Here is a 26,484-nt window from a genome sequence, read left to right as displayed (position 1 = left end):
ACAGATGAAAGGAAGCGAATTTCCTTTCATCTGTCTCGAATATAATAAATCTACTTATTGTATATAGCAGCGAACTCTTCTACATTTTCGGGCGTTACAAGTTTGAATGGAATCATTACATCTTCTACTTCTTCACCATTAGCTGCTTTTACAGCAGTTTGGATACTACTTACTCCTTGACCAATTGCATCTTGGAATACCGTTACATCAAGTTTTCCTTCTTTCATATACTCTAAAGCGGCTGGTGTTGCATCTACACCAGCAACAACTACTTCAGCTAGTTTCCCAGCAGCTTCTAATGCCATAATTGCACCGATTGCCATTTCATCATTATTAGCTACTACCGCATCAATTTGCTGACCAGAGTTTAACCAGTTTTCCATTAACGTTAAACCCTTTTCTCTGTTCCATTCACCTGTATCTTCCAAGACTACTTTCATGTCTGGATTCTTTTCGATGATTTGTTTATTACCTTCTGTTCTCTTAATTTCAGCTTCATGCCCCATTTGTCCATGCATAATAGCAACGTTACCTTTTCCATCCATTAATTTTGCTACTTCTTCCATTTCTAACAAACCTGCTTCAATAGAAGCAGAACCAACATAAGCAGTTGCTGCGTCAACACCATCAAACGTCTGGTTTGCAACAATAATTGGAATTCCAGCATCATTGACACGTGCTACTATATCTACAGCAGCTACTGTATCTACAGGTGTAAAGATGATTGCATCTACTTTTTGTGCAATAAAGTTTTCAATTTGATTCATTTGCTTTGCACTGTCATTCTGTGCATCACTATAGATAAATTCAATATCAGGATAATTTTTTTGTTCTTTTTTCATTGCATCGATCATATAAGTACGGAACTCGTCACTAAAGTTTTGTAAAGCGATACCTATTACCTTTTTATCACTAGAATTCCCTGAAGTTGCTTCCTCTCCCCCGCCGCAAGCTGACAAAATGAACATCATGATAAGTGTAATAACTGCTACTATTCTTTTTCTAGTTTTCATCATTTACCCCCAAGATTAAAATTGTAAAAAGCACTCATTTGTATTCGCTCTCTTTTTCCATAAAGCAAACCGCAAAAGTAATTCTAGCTATACGCCAACAAGTCCTACCTAATTCACTATACAAATTTTCCCTTTTGAATCATTAAGACTTTAAAATGAAGTTTCTCATTCATTTCATCGTCTTCATTACCACTCCTTCAATTTAAGAGATTGTTTAGAAACCACACAATGTAATCGTTATCATTGTTTTTCAAATAATTTTGAAAGGTTTTCTAATAATTAGAATTATAAGACAACGAAAAATGAAAGTATTTATCTTAAAGAGACGTGTTTTTGTATTTTAAAGACTTTTTTAAGCGCTTTCAATTAAAAGGGAGCAAACTTTATATATAAATTTATATGGATACTATAATGTACTTTCTTTCAAACCACTTTAAAGTCCGGTGTAAACTACTACCTAAACCATATGAACCTTTTAACCTAACAATATTTAATAACAAAACAAAGTGGATTGGCCTTTTTGATCAATCCACTTTTTCAATAAAGCTTTTTACTATTACTAACCAGTTTTACGCTATTACTGTAACACAGTATTTTTATTACTCTCAAAATCTATCCAAACGGATCCCTGATCTGCAGAGCGTACACAATTTTCAATCCAACGAACGCCTTCTAGTCCCGCATTAATATCTGGGTATATAAGTGTATTTAACGTTTCTTGGTCTCCACGCATTTTCGCATCGATGGCAATAGCAAATTTCAAATAGATGTTAGACCATGACTCTGAAAGTCCTTCTTGGTGTAAAGCAGCTAAACGCTCATCCGCATTACAACTTTCATCTAAGTAAGGCATTGAACGAACTAATGTTTGAATTGGTTGACCTTGTACTTCATATTTTAAATCGTTTGGCTTGCTGTCCCACCATTCTAAACTTGCTTTTGAACCTACGATACGAATGCGATGTCCATCCATACAACCTGCATCAACAGATGATGTCCAAAGTCTTCCTACAGCGCCATTATCATAATGCATTAACACGTAAGCATTGTCCTCAAGTGGTGCACGACTGCTGATAAAGCTTTGACGGTCACATAATAACTTTTCAATTTTCATATGTGGTAAAATTAACTGTGACATATAGTATGTGTGTGTAGATAAATCACCTAAAACATAACTGGGTCCTGCAATCTTAGGATCTACACGCCACTTCTGTGCATCACTAAATTTGTCTCCATCATCAGTCGCATTGAATCCATGCGTATACTGTAATTCAACTAGGCGAACATCTCCAATTTCACCTTTTTCAACCATCGCTCGCATTTGAAGTAACAGTTGGTTACCAGAGAATCCATATGATACACCTACGATTTTACCTTTTTCCTCAGCAAGTTCCTTAATTTCTAACACTTCTTCTGAAGTAAAGAACAAAGGCTTTTCACAAATAACGTGTAAACCTGCATGTAATGCGGCTTTCGTAATTTCATAATGAGTACCATTCGGAGTTGCAATAGAAACAACCTCAAGACCATCTACTCTCTTTGCTTCCTCAGCGAACATTGTTTTATAATCTGCATAGCATCTTTCTTCAGCTACGCCAATATTCATACCAAAGTCTTTTCCCCTAGCAGGATCAATGTCAAATGCACCAGCTACTAATTGGAATGCAGTGTTATCTCTAAGCGCCCCAATACGATGCTTATAACCAACCTGACCAAGTCTTCCTCCGCCTACCATTCCCCAACGTAAAGGTCTTTCAATTTTCTTTTCTCCATTTAACATAAAAATCCCTCTCTTTACTAGTTGATACATTACAAATGCACTTTATTTACAAAGTATATTTGTAAGCGCTTCACAATAAGTGTAAACTTAATTACTACTTATCGCTTTATGGTTATTATTGTAAGACGCAACATAGAAAACGTATTTGTTTTTTCAAGACCTCTTTTTTCACTTTAGAGACGAATTAGTATTGAATACCAAAAATTTTATTCATTTCATATAGACATCTCAATTTCAAAACCACTCGAAAACTTGATAAGATATAGGTTATTAGTTGAACGAATCAGTCTATAAATCAGTTCGTAAACAAAGGCTATTTTTGCATTTCTATACAAAAAAAGCTTCGAACATATTTTATAGATTCGAAGCTTTTTCACTAATTTTAGTCAAAGTTAAGCAAATGATTAACAAAACGCATCTACGGTCGTTCATGCATTAGTCAATTTATTAGAAATAACCTTTGTTAAAAGCAAAGACAGTATGGTATCGCTTACAAAAAGGTTCTTTATTTACTGCATGGTAGAATTATTTAGTGTGTTTATTTCACTTTCTTTAACAACTCATCTTGCTTATCATACGTACGGAAGAACTCTTCAATTTCCTCAAGTGAGCGTCCTTTCGTTTCAGGTAAATATTTGAAAATGAATATGAGAGATACAATTCCTACCGTTGCGAAAGCAAGGAAAGTACCAGATAGTCCTACATTTTCTAGCATGATCGGGAATGACAAACCGATAAAGAAGTTAGTAATCCAAAGAAAGAATACGCTTATTCCCATTCCAAAACCTCTCAACCTCAATGGGAATATTTCTGAAAGTGTTACCCATAATACAGGTCCAATCGCCCCTTGCATAAAAGCTAAAAATGTTACTGTTAATGTTAACATAACATATGGAAGTGTAGCTGACCCTTCAAGTGTGAATGAAAGGATACCAATTAAAAGAAGAGCAGTTGTCGTTCCAAATAATCCGGTAAGCATCATTGGTCTACGTCCTACTTTATCTAGGAGCCATATACCGACGAGAGTTGCTAAAACTGAAATGACACCATTCGCAGTGTTACCAATTAATGCTGCAGATGTTTGAAAACCTGCGTCTCTTAAAATCTCAGTTCCATAATACATAATTGAGTTTACACCTGTCACTTGTGACACAACAGCTACTCCAATTCCAATAAACACAATACGGCGCATCCATGGAACAGACATATCCTTAACTGATGCCTTTTCAAGATTTGACTCAGCAGCAATCGCATCCTTAATCTGACTTAATTCTGCTTTAGCCTGCTGCTCATCTCTAATTAACCGTAATATACGTAAGGCATCATCATGTTTCCCCTTTGAAACAAGCCAACGTGGGCTCTCTGGTACCTTTAACATCCCAAAGAAAAGGAAAATAGCTGGAAGGGAAGAAATAGCCAACATATATCGCCATACATGTATATTATCTTCCATTGTATTACCTAGGATAGCATTAAAAACAAATGCTAATAATTGACCACTAACAATCATCAACTCGTTCTTTGTTACAATTCTCCCCCTACTGTCAGCAGGTGACATTTCTGCTAAAAATGTCGGTACAGTTACAGAAGCACCACCTACTGCTAATCCGAGTAAGAATCGAAAGATGATCATAACTGTAACATTTGGAGCTAACGTACATCCAAGTGCCGCAACAAAAAACAAGATTGCAAGATAAAGAATGTTCTGGCCGCGCCCATAATAATCTGAAAGTCTACCTCCGAATACCGCACCTAGCGCAGCACCAAAAAGAAGCGAGCTTGCAACAAGACCTTCGGTAAATGAGTTAAGACCCAGTGCCTCAGACATATAAGGTAGGGCGCCATTAATAACGCCCGTATCGTATCCAAAAAGCAAACCACCAAAGGTCGCTACTAAAACAATTGTTCGTAAGAAAGAAGTTTGGTTTACCTGTTTACTCATGAAAGTATCCCCCTACCCTGATAAAAAATAAGGACATTGCATCTATAGTGAAATCGATTACACAAGAGTGAAATCTTTTTTATAGAATGAAGGACATTCAGGTATAGAAATTGGCACAATTTGACCAGTATGCTTAGCTTCAACACACGCATCTGCCGTTACTGCAACAACATAGCCATCCCAAGCTGATGGTCCATTCATTTCTCCTTTTAAGGTAGAATTAATCCATTCTTGTAGTTCAACATCATAAGAATCAATAAAGCGATCCTTCCAATCTACTAAAATATCAGTTGAAAGTTTTGCTTCACTGCGTAACACGACACTAGAGGGTTCAGGTAAATTTGCTATACCTGTTTCTCCAACGATTTGACATTGGATATCATACCCATATTGGCAATTCACAAATATTTCTGTATCAATTCTGATTCCTTGTTTTGTTTCTAGTAAGACAATATGAGGATCCTGCAAAGCCTTATCTACTAATCGTGTGTTTCTAGGTAAAATAACCTGGGCAGACACATATTCGTCATTGAGTAACCATCTCAAAACATCTATTTCATGTACGAAAGAATCGGTTAATGCCATATCTCCACTAAAACCTGGAGCTGAAGGAGCACGATGTGCACAATGCACCATTAACGGTTCACCGATCTTGTCATGATCAACGACCTTTTTCAATGCACGATATCCTTTGTCGTAACGTCGCATGAACCCTACTTGGACCAACGGTTTACCGTATGCAATTTCAGCATCAACGATTTTCTTACAGCCCTCAGCCGTTGTTGCAAGCGGTTTTTCACAAAACACTGGTTTACCTGCAGCAATGGAAGCTAACACAAATTCCTCGTGTGTAGGACCCCATGAAGTTACAATCACTGCATCAACCTCAGTTGCGTTAATAACATCATGGCCATTTTCATATACTTTAGCATCAAGATTTTCCTTTTGAACAATCGCTTTTGCTTGTTCAGCATTTACGTCCGTCACTGCAACAATCTTTGCTCCTGTTAAGTTGTTTGTAATTCTTCGAATATGATCCTGACCGATAGCACCTGTACCTATTACACCTATTTTTAAAAACATACTATACATACCTCCTCAATTATTTAACAAGTGTATAATTGCTTGAGTTAGTCCTTTTAAAATCTCTAGGTAAAGCTTGCTTTAATACATCCATAGATTTCTTAACTCCTGTAAGGGGTTCCATTGTTAAGTCTTCCATTTCTAGAACAATTGGTCCTTGATAACCCATCATCTTAACAACAGTGAAGAACTCCTTCCAATAACCAATGTCATGTCCGTAACCTAGAGCTACATAATTCCAAGAACGAGTTGCGAAGCTTTCCATTGGTTTCACATCAATTAAACCATTAATGTCATTAATTCCTCTTTCAATTCGAACATCTTTTGCATGTACATGATGAATAGCCTCTCCTAATTCCCTTGCAGCTAAGATAGGATCTCCGCCCATCCAGAATAAATGACTTGGATCTAAGTTCATTCCTACCATATTTCCTACTTCATTTCTTAATTTAAATAAAGTTTCTGGGTTATGAACAAGATTACATCCTAGATTTTCAATAGCTATCTTTTTGACACCGTATTCTTTCGCAACTTTTACTGCCTTCTCCCAATATGGAAAAGCCACTTCATTCCACTGCCAATCCAATGTTTTAAAGTGTTCAGGTAAAATAGGGTGTGTTAACCAATTTGGTGTCACATCATTTGGACCACCACTAGGCAACCAGACATCATGACAATTGTTTCTACTCCTAAAAGTCCTGCAAGTCGGAATGTTTTCTCCACAACTTCTTTATGAGCCTCTCCCTGTTCTGTTGGTTCTAACTGATTACCAGAACAGTTTAATGCAGCAATTTCTAGTCCTATACTTTTAATTGAATTTAGGAACTTTTGTCTTTCAACCGAATTTTCAAGTAAAAGATCTAAATTTACATGTGGTGCTTTTGACCAATTTCCACAGCCTAACTCTAGTGTTTCTATTCCATTCTCAACACAAGTATCGAGCATTTCTTCAAATGACATGTATCCAAGAATATCCGTAACTAAACCAGTTTTCATCCTATCTATTCCTCCTAAAAGATAATAAATTAAGAAACTAAGAAAATAACTAATTAAAATCTAACCCCGTTTGATTATTGATTTATAACAATATCAAATGACATTTTTATGTTTTAATGAAACTAAAATCTACCCCCTTCCCTTATTATCTAGATATGAAAATCGTTAACTTTTAAAAAAGGTATAAACTCATATATACACCTCTTTTTACAACTAACAAATGAAAACCTTGCAATATCAACTTTGTAATCGTTATCATTCGGTTGTAAAAAAAGATAATCTTCATCACTTCTAATATAATTATATACAGGTAGTGGATATTTGTATTTGCAAAAAATAGACAATTTTTTATACTTTAAGGACATTATTTACCTTGATATAATTCAAAACCCAACTGACAGATCTACTCCAGGTGTGTAGTGGGTCATTGGTCTTGAAACTTGTCTGCACACTTGTAATACATTTATATTATTAAATGATTACTTTATTAATGAAGAAAAGCTCACTCTGGACGTGAAGGTTTCTCATTCTCTGAATAAGTTAGATGTTCTTGATTAGTATAAAGCATTCGAAAAATACCAGGAGGATGTCTAACTGTTGTTGCAAAAACACGAGTAAAGTAATGAACATTCTTAAATCCTGTTTTTTCGCTAATTTCTTTTATACTTAAGTTTGTCGTTTTAAGGAGCAAAGCTGCTTTTTGAATCCTTTCATTCTTTACATACTCTGTATAACTCATTCCTAGCTCTTTTACGAAAAGCCTAGTTAAGTGTCGAGCAGAAATATGCAAATGCTTCACAATATCACTATGTTTTAAGTTATCTGATAGATTATTTTGAATATACAGAATAGCTTGAGCTAGAATTGGTGATGTATTTTTTTCTAATTCTTTTTTAGTTGAACTTCTAACAACCATTCGGCTAAACCTTTCCAGTATAGAAAGAATCAAAGAATAAGCTGTGTTTACAAGTATTTCTTCAAAGTAGAGATGATCACTTTTTGATGCCTGAGAAAGCAACGATTCCCATAGCAGCACGAAAGATGCCCCTTCTTCAACATCAATTACGATCTCGTTGCATTTCTCAATTTGCTTCATAGTCTCTATCCACTTATCACTAGACTTTGACTCTATTAGTTCAAATCCTATATAAATAAGGAATAATCCATTTTCACTCTTTATTTGATGTAAAACATCAGGTCTTGAAAGAAATAATTTATTTTTTTGTAACTTGAAAGTTGAATCATTTTCAATATATTCACCTTCACCGTCCACTACAAAACATACTTCGTAGAAAGAATGTTTATGGAACAAAGTATTATAATGATTTGGCATTACACCCCAATAATGGACATGAAAAGAGATTTCATGATGTGATACATGATGAAGATATTTGTTCAAGGCCGTTTTACCTGATAATAATTCATTTGTACTTATCAAAAGATATCACCTCATCAGTATGTGCTATTTTAATTGTATTAATAAATACAGTGTATTTAAATAGCTTTATGATAACAAAATAAAGATTTTATATTTAATCTAATTTGATATATAGCAAAAAGCAATATTTCAGTTTAACTGAATATTGCTTTTATTTATTTTATCACCACAAAAAGGATAGATATTTTCAAAATGAATTTATTTCTGCTTTATATAGCACTTCATTCATTAGAGCTCTCTCTATGTTTACTTTCATACTAAATCTAGTGTAGGTGAAGCTCATTACTCACACCATAGAAACAAAACTATTTACTTACTAAAATATTTAATCCCTCTTGTATAGATTTCAATGTTACTTCATTAGACCATTCCGAGTGGGATTCGAACCCCCGACCCCTACCCTGTCAAATTAGGTGGGGAATTAATAGAGTTAAATGTAATAGAATTGAGTTAAATAAGTATTGATATATCAACGTTTTTGGTTTGTGGTTGTTGAATAAGTTAATTAAAAACAAGTAAATAAATTAAGTCTGTGCAATTTTTGTGCAATTAAGAGTATGTGTTCTAAAAAATAAATAAGTGTACCATTACAAGTGAATGGTACACTTATTATCTCCCATGATTATCCTTTTATCGTTTCATCATGAACATCTACTTGAATTTCCTCTGATGTATCCTCTACCAACAACTCCTCTATCGTCGTTGTCTCAAATAACTTTTTCTTCATTTTCAACTTCACCCATATTACAGAATAAACCAGTGTTATAAGCAAGAATATTAGGGCATATTGATAAATTTGCGCCTTCACAACAGGATCAGGAAAGATATTAAATAACATATAAACCATACCTGCTATACCGATAACCTGAAATGTAATACCTAATGGAGATTTAAAAGATCGTTTAACATCAGGATATTTGAAGCGTAAGATGATAACATTGAGATGAGCAATGATATAAGTAATACACCAACAAAATGCTCCCGCTAAAATAAATGTTGTGATAGATGATGCACCAGTAACTCCGAAGATGACAAAAATCAAAAACAAACTCCCCATAAACAAGATTGAAGCCCAAGGCGCTCCCCATTTGTTTAATTTCCCAAACACCATAGGTAACTGTCCTTCATTAGCCATTGAATATAGCATTCTCGGTATAGCAAATAATAAAGTATTTAATGTACTTGCAGTTGCTAATATGGTGACTAGACCAATCCATATCTGTCCTGTTCTACCTAAAATCGCAGATGCTGCCTCCATATGTGGTGAATCTGAACCAGCTAATATATCTAATGGAACATATTTAATAGCTGCGCTTCCAAAAATAAAATCAGCTATTAAAATAATAAAAAGTCCTAGTATCATTGAAAGTGGTATATATAACTTTGGTTTCTTTAATTCCTCTGCCATTGGTGTTACAAATTCTATTCCAACAAACAACCAAAATGCTAATGCAGTTAATCCGAAAATCCCCATTCCTAATGAGTTAAATTCAAAATTGGTTTCAATTGGTTCCCCTCCACCTATTCCTGTAAGACCAATTACCCCAATAGATACTATTGATAGAATCATAACTGAAGTTAAGACGATTTGAACCTTACTAAATAGTTCAACTCCTCTAATATTAACTAATGCTAGAAGTATAACAAATGCGACTGAGATTAACGTAGGAGAAATAGCTGGGGCAAAAACTTCGTGGATGACAATGCCTGCTATATGAGCTTCTGCACTTCCTGCAAACATATTTACTAGCACGTATCCACTTAATACAGAAACCATCCCAACGAGTGGTCCCATTGTAGGTAGCGTATAATGAACCATCCCCCCTGCTCTTGGAATCATTCCTGATAGCTCTGAAAAAGTAAAGGCAACAAAGACATTTAATAACATTGCAGCAACCATTGCAATAATAAAACCTGGACCAGCAATACCAAACCCTTGACCTAAAGACACCATTGCAGATGAGGCAACAACGATTCCTACTGCAGATGCAATCGCTGTCCATAAACCAATTTTTCTTTTTAATTGATTAGTCACTATACAACCTCCTGAATTTATATTTTGAATATTCAAAATATTTTTGGTGCAATTTATCTAGTTATCTCTTAACAACTTATAACTAATGAGTATGAGAATGGTTCACTTGATTTTCTATACCTTCCGGTGAATCAAAAGCCCCCGTTTGTAATATTCCCATACCACCTATAATACTTAAACAAATAATAAAGATAAGATAAAATGTTGCCGGCATGCTTTTAAAGGATAATTGTTTTTTTTCAACAGAATCCTTTGTGAGCATGATCATGACAAAAAACATACTTACTAAATAAATGAAGTCAACTGCAATGATCATAAGGCTGATCTCATTTGCTGAGAGCATAACACCTAACATCGCCCCCATCATCGCCCCCATTAAGCTTGAGCCTTGAGCTTCTAGGACTCCATTTAAACCAAATCTACTACCTATTAGATAAGCAATTATTGCACTAAATAAAATTGATAAAATGGTTGACAAAGCAAGCATTTCTGGCAACCAAACACCAATGAGTAACCCAATAACGATACTACTTGTCATTCCTAAAATCATCGGTACACATTTACCCAAGGACTTAATTTGCTTATCGCCAAGTGAATGATAACGAATATAGAAATAAAGACTGTATGCTATTAAAATGAATAAGCTAATCAATTCCACCTCTGTATTCCTCCTGTTGATTTAATAAGGGGAGCAAGAAAATTACTCCCTCTTGAAATTTTTTAGTGGCAACTAGAACTAGAATTCTTTGAATGACAACTTTTCTTAGATGCCGGTCGTGGTAAATCAATCGCTGGATTACGATCAAAAAATCCGACTGGTTTTAATTGAAAACTAATATACGCAGTGGGCATTACTGGCCAATCCTCTGGTCTTGTAATATGGTGGTGTCCCATAGTATACCAAACAACAATATCTTCGTTTTCAATATTTCGGTCTGCTTCTGCATATTTTTTAAGTCCATCCCCCCAGGATGTTGGTTAGGATATGCTCCAGAAGCATACATCTCATTTTGATCAAATTGAGTGACAAATAAATGCTTATCAAGGAAAGAAGCACGTTTCATCACACTTGATTTTTTGCTTGCAAATGGGAAACAATTTTCCCCTGGCATAATTTTATAACCAACAGGAGTTCCAACTGCATTCAAAGAATTTGGATTGATAATTTTCCAAGTCCGTTGAGTCGTTAAATCCATAATACGTTGTGCTTCTTTTTCTGTTTTAAATGTTTTTGAATTGACATAGAATGCATTATTATATGGATTATGTGGACCTTCTTCCTCAGGTAAAGTTTCGATTTCAACGACTGAGTTTTGTAGTCCATCTAACATCGTGTCTAAACGGAAGTTGAAAAAGTGTTGATGATACGCCGCGTTTAATTGTGGGGCAATCTCCGTACCATACCTTGATTTTCCTGTTTCATCGTATGATCCTGTATTTAACATACCAGTTAACTTAACTTCCATTTCAATTGTTCCATCTTGATAAAAACTCCAGTAGAATCCATAATCATAGTTTCCAACTGTACAGAAAAATGATAGAACCAAGCGGCGTGAACGACGAACTTCCACCTGTTCTGTTCTCCAATCCGTGTGCTTCCATGCAATTCCATAGTCTTCTTCATGAAGACAAATTGCATTAGGAATTGTTCGTACGTTTCCTTTACTATCTGTCATGATTGCATCAAAATATGTGATCTCCCCAAGACAATCACAGCCTAACTCTAATGAGTTTGCCAATTGTCCCATACCATATTCACCAGCATCAAATGCATTTTGAGTATTATGGGCAAAACTGCCGTCAGCATATGGAACAACCATTTCAGACAATGCAGCCGGTAAAGAATTGGTCTAGTTTTCCCCTTATCCTCATACCCCACGGTATGAAGGACAAGACCTTCTCTCGGTGTGAAACTAAATCGAATATCCCATTTTTGCCATTTTATATTATGACCATCGATTTCAAAGCTAGGTCCTTCTGGCTGGATAATATCTAATGGCTTTAAGTCATTTCTAGGGGTAATACTATCTGAAGTTTCAGGCGTATAATTAGCATCTGTTGGTGGGATAGGACGTATTCCATGATCTTCAAATCTATGAACCTTCATTTTGTTAAGATCAACATACACAACAATGCCAGTTAATGGGTAAGCATATCCATTGTCAGTTGGAAACTTCCTTACCCAACAAATAGCACGTGCTAACCGTTTTCCTTCATCCTCTTTAATTCCAAAATGTCCAGTTGACCACGGATCTACCATAACCAAATCTGCATCGGTAATGCCCCTTTTCAATAAAGCTTCTTGAAATTTAGGACAATCTTTAACAACTTTTTCAACTTCTTCAAATTCATCTAGCATAATTCCTGGTTGAACCCCATGCTTATGTTCCCAACTCACAACTTCTTCATTTGTAATTGAAACAACCGCTTCATATGCTTGTTCCGATTCATTATCTAACACAACAATAAATGCTTCTCTAACTATTGGATCACCTATTTTATAATTAAGAACTACTTTTTTTGTTGGCTCTTTTAATACTACAGTTCCAAATCGGACACTTTCTTTTAGCATTTGTTTTTCTTTTAAAATTTTTACTGCACTCTTAATCTCTTCACCTGTTAATGGCTCCAGAGGGTGATTTACTACACTTATTACTTTTTGAATACTCATTGTTGATTCCTCCTTTTTTACTTATTCAAAATATAATGATAATTCAAACTTTTATCATTGTACAAAACGGAACGAGTGAAGTTTTATAACATTTAACGTTATAAAATATAACATAATCTTTGTATTCATTTCCTTCCTACCCTATAATCTATCTGTAATAATGCTTATTAATCTACTAATAAGGAGTATTGATTATGCAAAATGTTTACTCCATTTTCAATCCTACTCAACCAGAAATGATAAAGAACTGTCATTTATATAAGGAATTTTCACTAAAAAATTATGAAGAAACTGATGTTACATTGTTCTATCAATTTAATACAAATGAGCATGAAATTCTAACACCGGTTATTCCTGATGGTTGTATAGATCTACTTTTTAACCTTAACTCGACAACCCCTTCTGCTTTTGTTGCAGTTAGTCCTGAAAAACGTAGCTCTGAGTTATTTGAGAAGAATGCAGAATATTTTGGTGTACGATTAAATCCTTTACAAAGCAAATTATCATTTAAATGCTCTAAAAGAGAAATTATTCACCACAAGAAGCTTTCATTATTTGAAGTGTCATACTTAAATGAGTCCATTCTTGAGGAACTTGCTAATATTAATGATTTTAACAAGCGTATGATATGGTTTCTTTCATTATTAGATACCGAGACTGTTGATGAAATGGATTATGATAAGAGATTCATTAATTATTGTTTAAATCGAATATATTTATCCAATGGATTAGTAAAAATAAATGATTTGTCCGATGAAACCGGCTATTCAGCTCGTTATTTACGGAAAAAGTTTGAAGAATATGTTGGATTTTCACCTAAACAATTTAGTACGATTGTTAGGTTACAGTTTTCTATTGATAAATTAATGAAAGACAACAATTACCAAAATCATTTAGTTGATGAACATGTTTATTATGATAAATCTCACTTTTACAGAGAATTTAAAAAGTATATATTACTTACTCCTCACGAATATAAAGAAGTTGTTTGTTCATCGAAATCTAAAAGTTATTAAAATAATTTTTGTTAGAGGCACATAACTTACTTCGTGCCTCTAACATACTTGCAAAATACCCTTAATGACCATGACCACCTTTAAGTAAACGCTTTCCTACCAAAACAAATACTAGCTCCTAATAATTACACATTATATCGGAGCCTTTTTTATCACCTTTAAACTTGCTTCTCGAATGCAATAAGTGCATCTGACATGATATTAATCATGTCTTCCACTTGCTTCTTCGTAATAATAAGTGGTGGTGCTAAGGCTACAGTATTAGTACCTTTCCAATCAAAAGAACGTAACTGTAACCCTAAATTCATACAAATTTCTGTATATCTTGCTGCAGCATGATCTGTAGGGTCAAATGGTACACCATTTTCAGGATCTTTTAATAATTCGATTCCAGCTAATAAAATTTCAAGACCTCTCACTTGTGTTACATGTTTAAAGTTACTCTCTAAGAACTTTAAGCCTCTAAGAAGCTCTTCACCACGAATTCTACTATTCTCAACAAGTTGGTCTCTTTCAATAATTTCAAGGTTTTTCAAACCGACTGCACATGCCATTGGATGCCCACTATATGTAAATCCATGGAACATCATTTCATCTGACTTAACAAATACTTCTCTAATATGTTCTCTCATGACTACAGCTCCGAGATGTGCATATCCACTGGAAATACCTTTTGCTACACATAAGAAGTCTGGTACTACTTCATAATTTTCGACACCAAACATTTTTCCTGTACGACCAAATCCACAGATTACTTCATCTGCAATCATTAAAATACCATGTTCGTCACAAAGTTTACGAACTGCTTGAAGATATCCTTCAGGTGGGAATCTTACTCCCCCAGCACCTTGAATCGGCTCCACAATTACAGCCGCAATTGTATCAGCACCTTCTGCCTCAATAACTCCACGAATGGAACGTGAATAATTTGGTGCATTTTTATCACCAAGTTCTGCTTCTAATGCATGTGCTTCTGCTTTTAAAAAGTTTGGAGCATTTGATGTCGTAAAGTTTTGAAAACCTTCGATACCTGTAGCACTAGTAGCACCTACAGTAACTCCATGGAATGACTGTTCTAATGATATAATTTTTGTGCGTTCTGGCTTTCCTTTTAATTTCCAATAAAAACGGGCTAATTTAAATGCGGTATCATTGGACTCTGATCCACCTGATGTAAAAAAGCAAACATTTAAATCTCCTGGTGCTAGTGAAGCTACCTTTTGAGACAGTAAAATTGCAGGTTCATTTGATTGCCCGCTAAATGAAGAACTGTACGACAGTTTCAACATTTGTTCCTTCGCTGCCTCAGCAAGTTCTTCATTTCCATAACCGAGGTTAACATTCCAAAGCATTGATACTCCATCAATCCGTTCTTTACCTTCTATATCTTTCAGATACACACCTTTACCTTCTGAAAAAATGGTTGAAGGCCCTTGTAAATAATGAAGTTTAGGTGGAGTTGTTGGATGCAAATAATGTTTTTTATCAATTTCGGCTAATTCACTTCGTGTTAAAATTGTTTGATTTTTTGTTTGAACCATACCTAAATCCTCCTAACTTTAATACAAAAAACTGTATGAACCTATTAATTTAACAAATATAACAAATAGATCAGACGTGTCAAAAAGAGCCTTAAGATTCTTTTACCTAGGAGGCTCCAAGACTCTCTAGAACATTGAAAAAAGTTTATCAGAGTTACAGTTAAAATGGATAATCCAGTTTACTCTTTTGAATAGAAACCCATTTAGTAACAGTAAACTCATCTACAATCCATTCATATCCAAAACGTCCAACACCACTTTGTTTAACTCCTCCAAATGGCATATTACCTTCCAAAACTGCAGGCATATCGTTTATATGTGTTGTTCCAGATTCAATTTCAAGAGCCAACATTTCTCCTTTTTCCAAATCACTAGTTATGATAGAAGACGATAATCCATACTCTGTGTCATTAGCAAAACGAATAGCCTCTTCGTCACTTTCAGCAGGAATTATTTGTGCTACCGGTCCAAAAATCTCACACGAAGCAAGACAAGATTGATGAGGAACATCCACAAATACGAACGGTGAAATTACATTACCATTGCGCTCACCTACTACTGCAAGTTTCAAACCATTCTCTCTAGCTGTATTTACTAAATCCATAATTTTATCTGCTTGCTTCTCATTAATGACAGGTCCAATATTCGTGTTAGGATCTTTTGGGTCTCCCACTGTTAAACCCTTTACTTTCTCTACATATCTAGCAACAAATTCATTATAAATTTCTCTATGAACAATAATTCGATTTGTAATTGCACAGATTTGACCACTGTGTAAAAACTTGCCGAATATAGCTATTTTTACAGCCTGTTCTACATCTGCATCTCTCAGTACAACTAAAGGATTGTTTCCTCCGAGTTCCAATGCTTTTTGTTTAAGCGATCCACCGGTTACTTTATCAATATGTTTTCCAACAGCTGTTGAACCAGTAAAGCTTATGAACGAGGAGTTTGTATTTGTTATGAATTCATCTCCCGATTCTTGCAAATCAGTTAAGATAGAGTTGAACACTCCAGCAGGAAGACCTGCTTCTTCAAAAGCCTTAGCAAATACCTGTCCGCCAACGATACCAACTTGAATATCTGGTTTATGAACCACACTATTCCCTAGAGCAATCGCAGGGAATATCGTTCTTGTTGCCATATTAAATGGAAAATTGAAAGGTGTTATGGAAGTAATGACTCCCAAAGGCAATTTATATACACGATTTACCTTGCCTGGTGTAGCAGATGAATAATCTTTGGGTGAAAAGATTTCATCAACCATATTGATTGCGTCTTTGATGTCACTAACTCCAAACCCAAACTCAACATGAGCTTTAAGTAGTGTACCGCCAGTTTCACGAGTAATTAATTCCAAAATATGATTCTTATTTTTCTCTAAATAATTTAATGCTTTCGTTAACACTTCTCTTCTTTGCTCTGGAGTAGATTTTGCCCAATCCTTTTGTGCCAATTTGGCTTTATTATAAGCTTCTTTAATCTGTACAACATTTGCTAATTGCACGGAAACGATATCTGATTGATCAAAAGGATCTTTAATAGAATAGATTCTACCGCTTTCACCTTCTATCCATTGGCCACCAACAAAATTTTTGTTCATTGTTTGTGCCCATTCAAAACAGTTTAGATCTAATGCCTGTTTCTGTGTCATATAAATCCCCTTTCAAAGTGATAACCTTTTTTATAGACAAATAGCTTCAAAATTAGATCAAATTGGTGTAAAAATAATATGTTAATTTTATTGTAAGCGTTTTAAATATTTAATTATTGGATAAATCGGAACAAATTTCAGTTCTTTTAAATTATTACGTTAAGAAAAATAAAATGAAGTAGGGTGATGAAGGAGAATTATATAAAAAAGGATTAGATAAAGAGTAGTGATTATTTAATGAATTGATCATCTAGATACCCAATCATTACAGATGAACAAACTGCTGTATAAACACGAAGGGATACCTAGACATAGTTTATTAGAGCTTAATTTTTAATAGATTGAAGTAGAATTTCTTTCGGGGTCAAATGACTAAATTTCTTAAATTCATTGATAAAATGTGCTTGATCATAATAACCTATTTCATAAATAATATCTCGTATATTGTATTCGTTCGTTTTCGTAAGCAGATATAAAGAATACTGAAACCTTAAGATTTGACTAAATAATTTAGGAGATATGCCAATATATTGCTCAAAGTATTTCCTTAAGTATCTCGTTGAGCAACCAATCTCTTCTGCCAATTCATTCATAGTAATGTTCCCTTTTACAGAGTACATTTTTCTTAAAGCAAACTTCATAGAGGTTGTTGCTGAATTGCTCGCAAAAATAATATTTCTAAGCATATTATTGAATAACTTTATTTTTTCAACAAAGTCTTTTTGCTTAACAATTTCCTGAATACTCAAATGATCTATCAAAAACATTTCATTTAAAGGTATTTCATGATCAATGATATCTTTAATTGAATACCTCGAACAATCTAATTCTGATTTCGGTAAAAACCTCCCTCCGAAATATTCATGATTTGCCTGCAATTGTATTTTTTTACTTGTAAGGACACTGCCACATACTTTGGCATATGGATGTTCAGGATCACAACAAAATAATATATCTATACATCCGTCTGGAATAACTGTCATTGTATTAGCTACTTCTTCTTTCACTTTAAATTGATAAAACAAAGTAGTTGAACCATCCTGCTGATCTTTCTCCTTAAACTCGACATAATAACTAGTGTTCATTTCAAACCCAGGTTGTAGCGGGACAAAATCTTGTGTATTCATTTTCAACATTCTAGTCAAGGTGATAACTCCCTTTCCTATCTTCTAATTCAGTAAGTTGAATCTATTAAAAAATATAAAACCTACAAAGAAAACGTTCACAAACTACTGGTATATGAAAGATAAAAAATCATTAAATCATACTAAGACGATAGATTAACATTTTTATTAACTTTATAATTGTACATTTAAAATGGATCTTCTACCAATTACTGGGAAATGAATCACATAATAATAAAATGAAACTAAGAGATACAGTAATTGTATCCCTAGTCTGTCATAATTGTTGTAATTGTAAAGATTATATAATTTGTCTATATTTCGCTGTTTCTCCTACTATTCTACTAATAACTGAAATCTTAATATGTTTTTGAATCATTCTCATGAAATGTTGATCGATGTTAATGACTAAAGAGCCTTTATTTTCTGTAGGAATCATAACTCTAGCGAAAATCACTTGATTGTCTACTAATAGTTTCACTTTATATAAACCCATCAAAGGAAGTAGATAATTTTTATCAATGTTTATTTTAAGTGAATCACCTGTATTTTTTTCTCCATGTGTAACAATTCCTTTAATAGAATAACAGTCCCCTAGATACAAGGGAATTCTATGAACATCTCCAATGTTAAGAAGTTCTCTAATGATCGTGGAGCTGATCTTTTCTTCCTGACATTCTAGTTTTTGGACAGTTGTTACTTCAAACCTTCCATCGCTATCTATTACTAATTGCTCCATGTTCCCTTTTCCTTTAAAACCATAGGTAAAGTCAAATCCTGCAACCACATGCTTACATTGGAAACCAACTAGATAATCTTCTACAAATTGCTGATGAGAAAGCTTTGCGAAGTTCGTGTTAAAATTAACAATAATTAAGGTTTCAACACCCATTTCTTTAAATAATTGTTTTTTTATCGGTAATGGTGTTATATAACGATCAATTTTTTTAGAAGAAGGAATAATATTACTTGGGTGAGGAAAGAAGGTCATAACTGTAAATTTTAGGTTATCCTTTTTGGCAATTGCTTTTGCTGTTTCTATTAATTTTCTGTGACCTTTGTGTACTCCATCAAAAAAGCCAAGCGCCATCACACATGGTTCCATTAAAACTTTCACATTCGGATTCATTAGATATTCTAAATTTACAATCTCCATTCTTCTTCACCCCATTTTATTATTAGCTAATATTTTTATACTGTCCTTCAAAGAACGATAAAGGTTTACCATCTGCTAATGACATATCCGTAACTTCTCCAACATATAACGTGTGGTCTCCTGCAACATAAGATTCATGTACATTACATGTAAGGTTTACAAGTGCGTTATCAATCACTGGTAATTCATTCATCCATTTAAAATCAACATCACGCTTTTCTTTGATTTGACCTGCAAAAATCATCGACATTTCCTTTTGCTCTTCACTTAAGATACTTACGGCAAACTTCCCTGATTTCTTAATCAATTCATTCATTCTTGCTTTTTCACCTATCGAGATTAAAACTAGTTTTGGAGAGAGTGAGACTGACATAAAAGCATTTGCTGTCATACCGTGTGGTTCACCTTCTACTGAAGTTGTAATGACTGTTACACCGGTAGCAAATTTCCCCATTGCATTACGAAATGTACGATCATCCATTTTAAACACTCCTTTTAATTACGATTAAAAATAACCAACTTCATTTCTGTCATTTCTTCAATTGCATATTTTATGCCTTCTTTACCGGTACCACTTTCTTTGACTCCACCATATGGCATATGGTCCACTCGGAAGGTTGGGATATCGTTGACTAAGACTCCTCCTACTTCCAATTGCTCAACTGCTTCTAAGGCTAAGTTAATATCATTTGTATATATACCTGCTTGTAATCCATATCGGGAATTATTTACTTGTTCAACTGCTTCTTGCACACTATTCATCTTATTTATGATAGCAATTGGCGCAAAAACCTCTTGACATGATACATTCAAATTTGGATTCACATTAACTATCACGGTTGGAAGAAGTACCGTGCTATCTGCATAACCACCTGTTAAAATGTCAGCTCCACCGTCTTTTGCTTCTTGTATCCAAGTAAGAGACCTAGTGACATCATTTTGAGAAATCAACGCTGAAATATCTGTTTCCTCATTTAATGGATCGCCACCCTTTAACCCTTTTGTTTCTGCTACAAATTGATTCACAAAGTCTTGATATATCTCTTCATGTACATAGATACGTTGAAGTGATATACACACTTGGCCTTGGTTACTAAATGCTCCTAGAACACATCTTTTTACTACTTTCTCAATCTGAATTCCTTTATCAAGGATAACGGCTGCATTTGAACCTAATTCAAGAGTAACTCTTTTTAAGCCTGCTTTATTTCGTATGCCGATTCCTACCTCAGGACTACCGGTAAATGTAATCATATTTACTCGGTTATCCACTACCATTCCTTCACCGACAACTCTTCCACTGCCTGTTACAACATTTAATGCTCCATCAGGTAAGCCTGCTTCTTGTAAAAGTTCAGCTAAAAAGAAGGCTGAAAGTGGTGTTTGTGTAGCTGGTTTTAATACAATCGAGTTTCCTGTTGCAATAGCGGGACCAATTTTGTGTGCAACTAAATTCATTGGAAAATTAAAGGGTGTTATCGCACCAACTACACCTAGAGGTTCTCTTACTGTGTAAGCTAAACGGTTTTCACCACCTGGAGCTGCATCCAAAGGTAGAGTTTCACCACCAATTCGATTTGCTTCCCCGGCAGCAAATTTATATGTTTGTATGGTTCGTTTAACTTCTTCTCTTGCAGTTCTGATTGGTTTTGCAGCTTCAAGTGCAATCAACTGTGCAGCTTCCTCGAACCTTTCTGACAAAAGGGATACCAGTCGTTCAAGTATTGTAGATCTTTGGTGAATGGGCATTTTTCTCATTGTTTCTCTTGCAGAATAAGCAGCAGCAATTGCCTGCTCAAGTTCATCATCAGTAGCATTAGGAATCTCTGCAATAGGTTCTAATGTATAAGGAGATTTTAAAGTTACATAATTTTGAGATTGAATCCATTTTCCGTTAATAAATAATCTTCTTCTGTAAGTCGTCGCACCTAGTGTTTTCAAAGTAGCACCTCCTTTTTAAGGTAGAACAAAGAGAGAACTTTATAATTGTTTCTCAAAGTAGTAGTAGCTCTCTCTAGGTTTCCTTATATAACAAATACTGGCTTATGTTGCTTTAACTTTGCAGCTTCTATTTTAACAGGTTCACCTGTATGAACATCTAATACTGTTGAAGCTTCGTTGAACCAGCTATCTGGTGCCTCAGCTCCCCAGAAAGTTTGTCTTCTCTTATCATTAAAGTCCCAACGAACTGGTTTAAAGTCAGGATCACTCGTTAAATAATCTCCATTGTACAACTCAATACGATGTCCATCTGGATCTCTTAAGTATAAGAAGAACGCATTTGATAATCCGTGTCTTGCAGGTCCACGTTCAATACTGTCAGAATAACCAATAGAAGCTAAAACATCACATCCATGAATTAAACTCATTGGGTCGCTTAACCAGAAACCAATATGATGTAAGCGAGGACCTTGACCATTCATAAATGCAACATCATGAACACTTGGTTTTCTGTGTAACCATGCTGCCCAAATTTTCCCTTCTTCAGATGCTGTATATTCTGAACATGCAAAGCCTAATGCATTAATATAGAAGTCGTGTGCCTTTTCAACATCTGGAACCATGTTATTAAAATGATCAATGCGTTGAACCTTAGCACCTTGATATAAGTCATATCGTTGAAGCATTCTTTCAACTGTGTCCATTTTTGCAAAGTATTCCACTGGTAAGCCTGATAAATCTTGTGTTCTAAACGCACGACCAACAGCATGTTGAGTACCTTCTTCTAACCACTTCACCTTGTGACCACGTTGCTCAAAAAATACCGCTAATGAATCTAGATCGGCTTCAGAGCGAACTTTATAGCTCATTACTTCAACAGCTGGAGTGTCCGCTTTTTTCAAAACTAAGCTATGGTGTACATGCTCCTCTAATCCTCTTAAGTAAATCGTTGAGTTATCAGACTCAGTCTCGATAAATCCAAGTCCTCTTAAATAGAAATCTCTTGATTTTTCTAAATCTGTAACATGAAGAATCGCTCTTGCCGTACGAATAATATCAAAATTCATTTAAAGCTCCCCCTTATACATTAAGAAAACTAGAATTTGTATTTTTTGCTGCTTTTCCAAGGAAATCTGTTACTCTATCTTTTAATTGATCCTTTACTTGATAGTTATCGAAATATGTCATTCCCATACGAATTGGATCACCAAAGAAGTAGTACTCATAATGCATTTGTCTGCTACCGAAGGCGCTCATGGTAATATCCCAAGCTAAGCGGAATAATTGAACACGCTCATAGCCCTCTAAATTTTTACCTTGAAGTCCTCTATGAATAATTTGACCAATTTCTTCATTATTAAAATCGGCTTCCGTTGGAATACCCATTAATCCAGATGCACCTAATACCCGTAAGATTTCGACTAGGCGTGGATAAACTCTTGGGAACCAGTTACGAGCAGCGTCTAAAGCTTCATAATCAGGAGTCATTGTTCCCCATTTATCTAGTTTTGCATTATGCTCTGCACGATAAAGGTGAGATTTCATTGCCTCTAAAGTAAGCATGATCTCTGTTCCTTTGTCTTTAACGTGTTGGAATTGATCAATTCCAATCGCATCCATTACTGATAATGCAACACCTAATAAAAATTCAGTTTTAATAATGTTTTTAGATACAACTTGGTGTGACATATGAACAACTGCATTTGTTTCACGGAATGTACGATTACAAATAGATGAGTTACCACAAACAAACACTCGCTCCCAAGGTACGAAAACGTTCTCAAAAGAGACAATCGCATCTCCTTCTTCAAATCTTGAAGAAAGTGGGTGATCATAAGCATTTTTTCCATAATCAAAAGACTCTCGGCTAATAAATTTCAGACCTGGTGTATTATTTGGAATCGCAAACGCTAATGAATATGGATCATCCTCTTCTCCAGCTTTTTTAACCGTTGATGGGAATACTAAGATTTCATCTGTAATTCCACCTTGAGTAGCTAATAAACGAATTCCATCAACAATAATTCCTTCATTTGTTTTCTCGACAAGGTGAAGAGCGACGTTTGCATCTTTTTGTTCATGCTGTGCTTTTGCACGGTTAACCTGTGGGTGAATTAATGTATGTGTTAAGCTGATGTCGTTTTCTCTAGCAAACTCGTAATATTTGCGTGCATTTTCTGCAAACATTGGATCTGCTTCACCAAACAACTCATTTGAAACACCCATTGCCATGACTTCCGCATTTAAATAATCTGGAGAACGCCCCATCATTCCACCATTCGTTAATGCCCACTCCTGAATCGCTTCTCTTCTTGCTACAATGTCATCAATTGTTCTTGGTTGTAAGAATGTTGTCCCTACTTTTTCACCTGTAGTTGGAGATGTGTATAACATTTTTTCAGGCTTTTCAAATTGTAAGTCATAAAGGTTTGCCATGGATTGAACAACACCTTTTAAACCTGGGTGTTCAGTCACATCCTTAACTCTTTCACCGTGAATATAAATATTATTATTTGCCTTTTTTAAGCGTTCGATATATTCCTTACCTGTTTTTGCCCCCATGATTAATTCCTCCCTTGTGTTGTTTACCTTATTTATTTTTTCCAAACTGTGGAATATGATGATCACCTAATGCAACATGAATGACCTTAGGTTCTGTATAGAATTCAAAAATGGCATAATGTCCACCCTCACGTCCGATTCCGCTTGCTTTTGTTCCACCGAACGGAATACGTAAATCACGAGTATTTTGTGAGTTGATCCATAGCATTCCTGCTTCAACTGCTTGTGCAACACGATGTCCTCGTTTTATATCATTTGTCCAAACATATCCAGCTAGGCCATACTTCACGTCATTTGCTGCAGCTATCACTTCTTCTTCTGTTTCAAATTCAATAACAGCCATGACTGGACCGAAGATTTCTTCCTGGCAAACTTGCATATCATTTGTTGCATTAAGTAGTAATGTTGGTGGAACAAAATTTCCAGCTTTTAATTCCTCTGGTACTGTTCCTTGAACAACCTCACAACCTTCTTGTTTAGCAATCTTAATAAAGTTAGTTACTTTATTGAAGTGTTCTGTTTCAATGAGTGGACCAAGTTGTGTACTAGGATCCATTGGATCACCAATTTTTATGTTAAATACTCGTTCTTTTAACGCTTCAACAAATTGATCTTTAATATTTTTGTGTAAGAACACTCTTGAGTTAGCAGTACAACGCTCTCCATTGAAAGAGAAGATTCCCCATACAGCTGCATCTAGAGCACGATCTAGATCAGCGTCATCGAAAACAATTAATGGTGATTTACCGCCTAGTTCCATCGATGTTTTCTTTAGTGTATCTGCAGCATTTTTAATGATTGTGCTACCCGTAACTGTTTCACCAGTAAAGGAGATCGCTTCTACATCTGGATGCTCAACTAGGGCAGCACCTGCTGTTTCACCAAAACCATGTACTACGTTAAATACTCCTTTTGGTAAACCTGCTTTATCAATGACTTCGGCTAATTTATTTGCTGTTAATGGAGAAAGCTCTGCTGGCTTAAGCACAACTGTATTACCTGTTGCAAGCGCCGGCGCTACCTTCCATGTTTCAAGCATAAATGGTGCATTCCATGGAGTAATAAGTCCTACAACACCTAAAGGTTTATAGACTGTATAGTTAATAAACTCATCATCCTGTTGATAGGCTTCACCATGAAGTTTAGATTCAACCATCTTGGCATAGAATCTGAAATTAGTAGCAGCACGAGCAACCATTTTTCTTGTTTGGCTAATCGGTAATCCAGTGTCAATTGATTCTAATACTGCAATCTCTTCAATTTCTTCATCAATGACATCAGCAATTTTGTTAATATACGTCATTCTTTCAGCAATCTTTAACTTACTCCAAGTTTGTTCGAATGCATCTTTTGCTGCTGTAACAGCCTTCTTAATATCCTCTTTTCGCCCTTCAGCAATCTGATTGATTACCTTATTCGTAAATGGACTATTATTTTGGAAAGTAGTTGAGGATTCCGACTTTACAAATTCCCCATTAATATATAAATCTACATCTTTCACTTGTAAACTAGTTTCTTTACTATTTCTTTCTGTTATATGGTTTACCAATCTCTCTCACCTCTTATAATAGGTTGACTTTATTTAGATACGACACCATCTGGCAGTTCAACATATTTATTTAGTACTTCTCGAACTTCATCCTGTAATTCTTGTGTTGGAAGGTCCATAGGCAATCTTAATATTGGTTTAATTGTTCCCATCATACCCATTGCAGCTTTAAGTGGAGCTGGATTTGTATCCTTAAAAAGCACGTCATTTAATTCCATTAACTCAAAATGAAGATCTTGTGCTCTTTGTACATCTCCTTCATTCCAAGCATCATAAATTTCTGCTACTTTATCCGGCACAATATTTGCTGTTGCACTAATGTGACCAGCACCACCGATTGCTAACATCGGGAAGCAAAGTAACTCGATCCCTGAATAAAGAAGAAAGTCTCTTCCACATTCGTGTAACACCCGGTTAATATGTTCGAAATCTTTATTGGATTCTTTTACTCCGATTATATTTGGACAATCTTTGCTTAATTTAGCTAATGTGCCAACTTGTAGATTTGTTGCTGTACGCCCAGGGATGTTATAAATAATAATTGGAATATCAACTGAATCTGCTACCGCTTTAAAATGCTTATATAAAGCATGTTGTGAAGGCTTATTATAATAAGGCACAATGACCATTGCTCCATCAGCACCGATCTCTTGTGCTTTCTTTGTTAAGTAAAGAGTTTCCTCATGGTTTGTTGAACCTGTTCCAGGGATGAATGGTACTCTGCCGTTAATTGTTTTAACTGCAGCTTCCATTACTTGGACTCTTTCTTCAACTGTTAATGAACTTGGTTCACCTGTTGTACCTGTTACAGAGATACCATGTGTTCCATTTTCAATGTGCCAATTTATAAGATTTTCAAAGGATTTAAAATCTATGGAGTTGTCTTCATTAAATGGTGTAACAATTGGTGCAATTGAACCTCTAAATTTTTGCTTTGCTTCTGCGAATCTTGACATGAATTTATTCCTCCTCTTATTCTCTTA

19 protein-coding genes and 2 pseudogenes are annotated in these 26,484 nt (G+C 35.0%); 1 reads left to right on the top strand and 20 read right to left on the bottom strand.

All coding sequences use genetic code 11. From position 1 onward, the window contains the following. Window positions 1–50: 50 nt before the first annotated feature. The 10 genes and pseudogenes from MVE64_RS18565 to MVE64_RS18520 form a co-directional block, all read right to left on the bottom strand. Complete coding sequence (locus MVE64_RS18565; protein ID WP_247340173.1) at window positions 51–1,013, bottom strand: sugar ABC transporter substrate-binding protein; 963 nt, start codon at window positions 1,011–1,013, stop codon at window positions 51–53. A gap of 577 nt (window positions 1,014–1,590) precedes the next feature. Continuing rightward, on the bottom strand, window positions 1,591–2,793 hold the full coding sequence (locus tag MVE64_RS18560) for a Gfo/Idh/MocA family protein (RefSeq protein ID WP_247340172.1): 1,203 nt from the start codon (window positions 2,791–2,793) through the stop codon (window positions 1,591–1,593). Window positions 2,794–3,331: 538 nt separating this feature from the next. Continuing rightward, on the bottom strand, window positions 3,332–4,735 hold the full coding sequence (locus MVE64_RS18555; protein ID WP_247340171.1) for a sugar porter family MFS transporter: 1,404 nt from the start codon (window positions 4,733–4,735) through the stop codon (window positions 3,332–3,334). 57 nt (window positions 4,736–4,792) lie between these two features. Next, window positions 4,793–5,818 (bottom strand): bifunctional inositol 2-dehydrogenase/D-chiro-inositol 1-dehydrogenase, encoded by a 1,026-nt coding sequence (gene iolG, locus MVE64_RS18550; RefSeq protein WP_247340170.1) that lies wholly within the window; start codon window positions 5,816–5,818, stop codon window positions 4,793–4,795. Window positions 5,819–5,837: 19 nt separating this feature from the next. Continuing rightward, a pseudogene (locus MVE64_RS27805) lies at window positions 5,838–6,814 on the bottom strand (sugar phosphate isomerase/epimerase family protein). A gap of 502 nt (window positions 6,815–7,316) precedes the next feature. Continuing rightward, window positions 7,317–8,252: an AraC family transcriptional regulator gene (locus tag MVE64_RS18535; protein ID WP_247340163.1), complete on the bottom strand. Its 936-nt coding sequence runs from the start codon at window positions 8,250–8,252 to the stop codon at window positions 7,317–7,319. Window positions 8,253–8,874: 622 nt separating this feature from the next. Then, window positions 8,875–10,287 (bottom strand): APC family permease, encoded by a 1,413-nt coding sequence (locus tag MVE64_RS18530; protein ID WP_247340161.1) that lies wholly within the window; start codon window positions 10,285–10,287, stop codon window positions 8,875–8,877. Window positions 10,288–10,369: 82 nt separating this feature from the next. After that, window positions 10,370–10,945, bottom strand: coding sequence for a hypothetical protein (locus MVE64_RS18525; protein WP_247340160.1), 576 nt, complete (start codon window positions 10,943–10,945; stop codon window positions 10,370–10,372). 62 nt (window positions 10,946–11,007) lie between these two features. Further along, on the bottom strand, window positions 11,008–11,199 hold the full coding sequence (locus MVE64_RS27460; protein ID WP_281730505.1) for a copper amine oxidase: 192 nt from the start codon (window positions 11,197–11,199) through the stop codon (window positions 11,008–11,010). Further along, window positions 11,139–12,958, bottom strand: a pseudogene (locus MVE64_RS18520) (primary-amine oxidase). The gene MVE64_RS27460 and the pseudogene MVE64_RS18520 overlap by 61 nt, the downstream one beginning before the upstream one ends. 194 nt (window positions 12,959–13,152) lie before the next feature. On the opposite strand from MVE64_RS18520, the gene MVE64_RS18515 reads away from it, so the two are divergent. Then, a complete protein-coding gene (locus MVE64_RS18515) occupies window positions 13,153–13,974 on the top strand; it encodes an AraC family transcriptional regulator (protein ID WP_247340158.1) in 822 nt (273 codons plus the stop codon). A gap of 158 nt (window positions 13,975–14,132) precedes the next feature. On the opposite strand, the gene MVE64_RS18510 is transcribed toward MVE64_RS18515, so the two are convergent. From MVE64_RS18510 to hpaI, 10 genes are all read right to left on the bottom strand, one after another. Then, on the bottom strand, window positions 14,133–15,515 hold the full coding sequence (locus tag MVE64_RS18510; RefSeq protein WP_247340156.1) for an aminotransferase family protein: 1,383 nt from the start codon (window positions 15,513–15,515) through the stop codon (window positions 14,133–14,135). A gap of 160 nt (window positions 15,516–15,675) precedes the next feature. Further along, window positions 15,676–17,169 (bottom strand): aldehyde dehydrogenase family protein, encoded by a 1,494-nt coding sequence (locus tag MVE64_RS18505; RefSeq protein WP_247340155.1) that lies wholly within the window; start codon window positions 17,167–17,169, stop codon window positions 15,676–15,678. Between the two features lie 326 nt (window positions 17,170–17,495). Continuing rightward, on the bottom strand, window positions 17,496–18,305 hold the full coding sequence (locus tag MVE64_RS18500; RefSeq protein ID WP_247347147.1) for a helix-turn-helix domain-containing protein: 810 nt from the start codon (window positions 18,303–18,305) through the stop codon (window positions 17,496–17,498). Between the two features lie 289 nt (window positions 18,306–18,594). Beyond that, a complete protein-coding gene (locus tag MVE64_RS18495; RefSeq protein ID WP_247340151.1) occupies window positions 18,595–19,449 on the bottom strand; it encodes an FAD synthetase family protein in 855 nt (284 codons plus the stop codon). A 22-nt stretch (window positions 19,450–19,471) separates the two neighbouring features. Continuing rightward, window positions 19,472–19,930, bottom strand: coding sequence for a flavin reductase family protein (locus MVE64_RS18490; protein ID WP_247340149.1), 459 nt, complete (start codon window positions 19,928–19,930; stop codon window positions 19,472–19,474). Between the two features lie 14 nt (window positions 19,931–19,944). Continuing rightward, window positions 19,945–21,390: an aldehyde dehydrogenase family protein gene (locus tag MVE64_RS18485; RefSeq protein ID WP_247340147.1), complete on the bottom strand. Its 1,446-nt coding sequence runs from the start codon at window positions 21,388–21,390 to the stop codon at window positions 19,945–19,947. Between the two features lie 83 nt (window positions 21,391–21,473). Continuing rightward, entirely contained in the window at window positions 21,474–22,457 is a 984-nt protein-coding gene (hpaD, locus tag MVE64_RS18480) for a 3,4-dihydroxyphenylacetate 2,3-dioxygenase (RefSeq protein WP_247340146.1), read from the bottom strand. A 13-nt stretch (window positions 22,458–22,470) separates the two neighbouring features. After that, complete coding sequence (gene hpaB / locus MVE64_RS18475; RefSeq protein WP_247340145.1) at window positions 22,471–23,952, bottom strand: 4-hydroxyphenylacetate 3-monooxygenase, oxygenase component; 1,482 nt, start codon at window positions 23,950–23,952, stop codon at window positions 22,471–22,473. Window positions 23,953–23,980: 28 nt separating this feature from the next. Beyond that, the gene (hpaE, locus tag MVE64_RS18470) at window positions 23,981–25,489 is read right to left on the bottom strand and encodes a 5-carboxymethyl-2-hydroxymuconate semialdehyde dehydrogenase (protein WP_379052858.1); all 1,509 of its coding nucleotides are present in this window, start codon (window positions 25,487–25,489) and stop codon (window positions 23,981–23,983) included. A gap of 41 nt (window positions 25,490–25,530) precedes the next feature. Continuing rightward, window positions 25,531–26,457 (bottom strand): 2,4-dihydroxyhept-2-ene-1,7-dioic acid aldolase, encoded by a 927-nt coding sequence (gene hpaI / locus MVE64_RS18465; protein ID WP_247340143.1) that lies wholly within the window; start codon window positions 26,455–26,457, stop codon window positions 25,531–25,533. Window positions 26,458–26,484: the final 27 nt, after the last annotated feature.

Origin of the sequence: Metabacillus endolithicus (assembly GCF_023078335.1) — a bacterium.
In the GTDB taxonomy this organism is placed as follows: Bacteria; Bacillota; Bacilli; order Bacillales; family Bacillaceae; genus Metabacillus; species Metabacillus endolithicus.
This window is presented reverse-complemented; position numbering and strand designations above follow the sequence as displayed.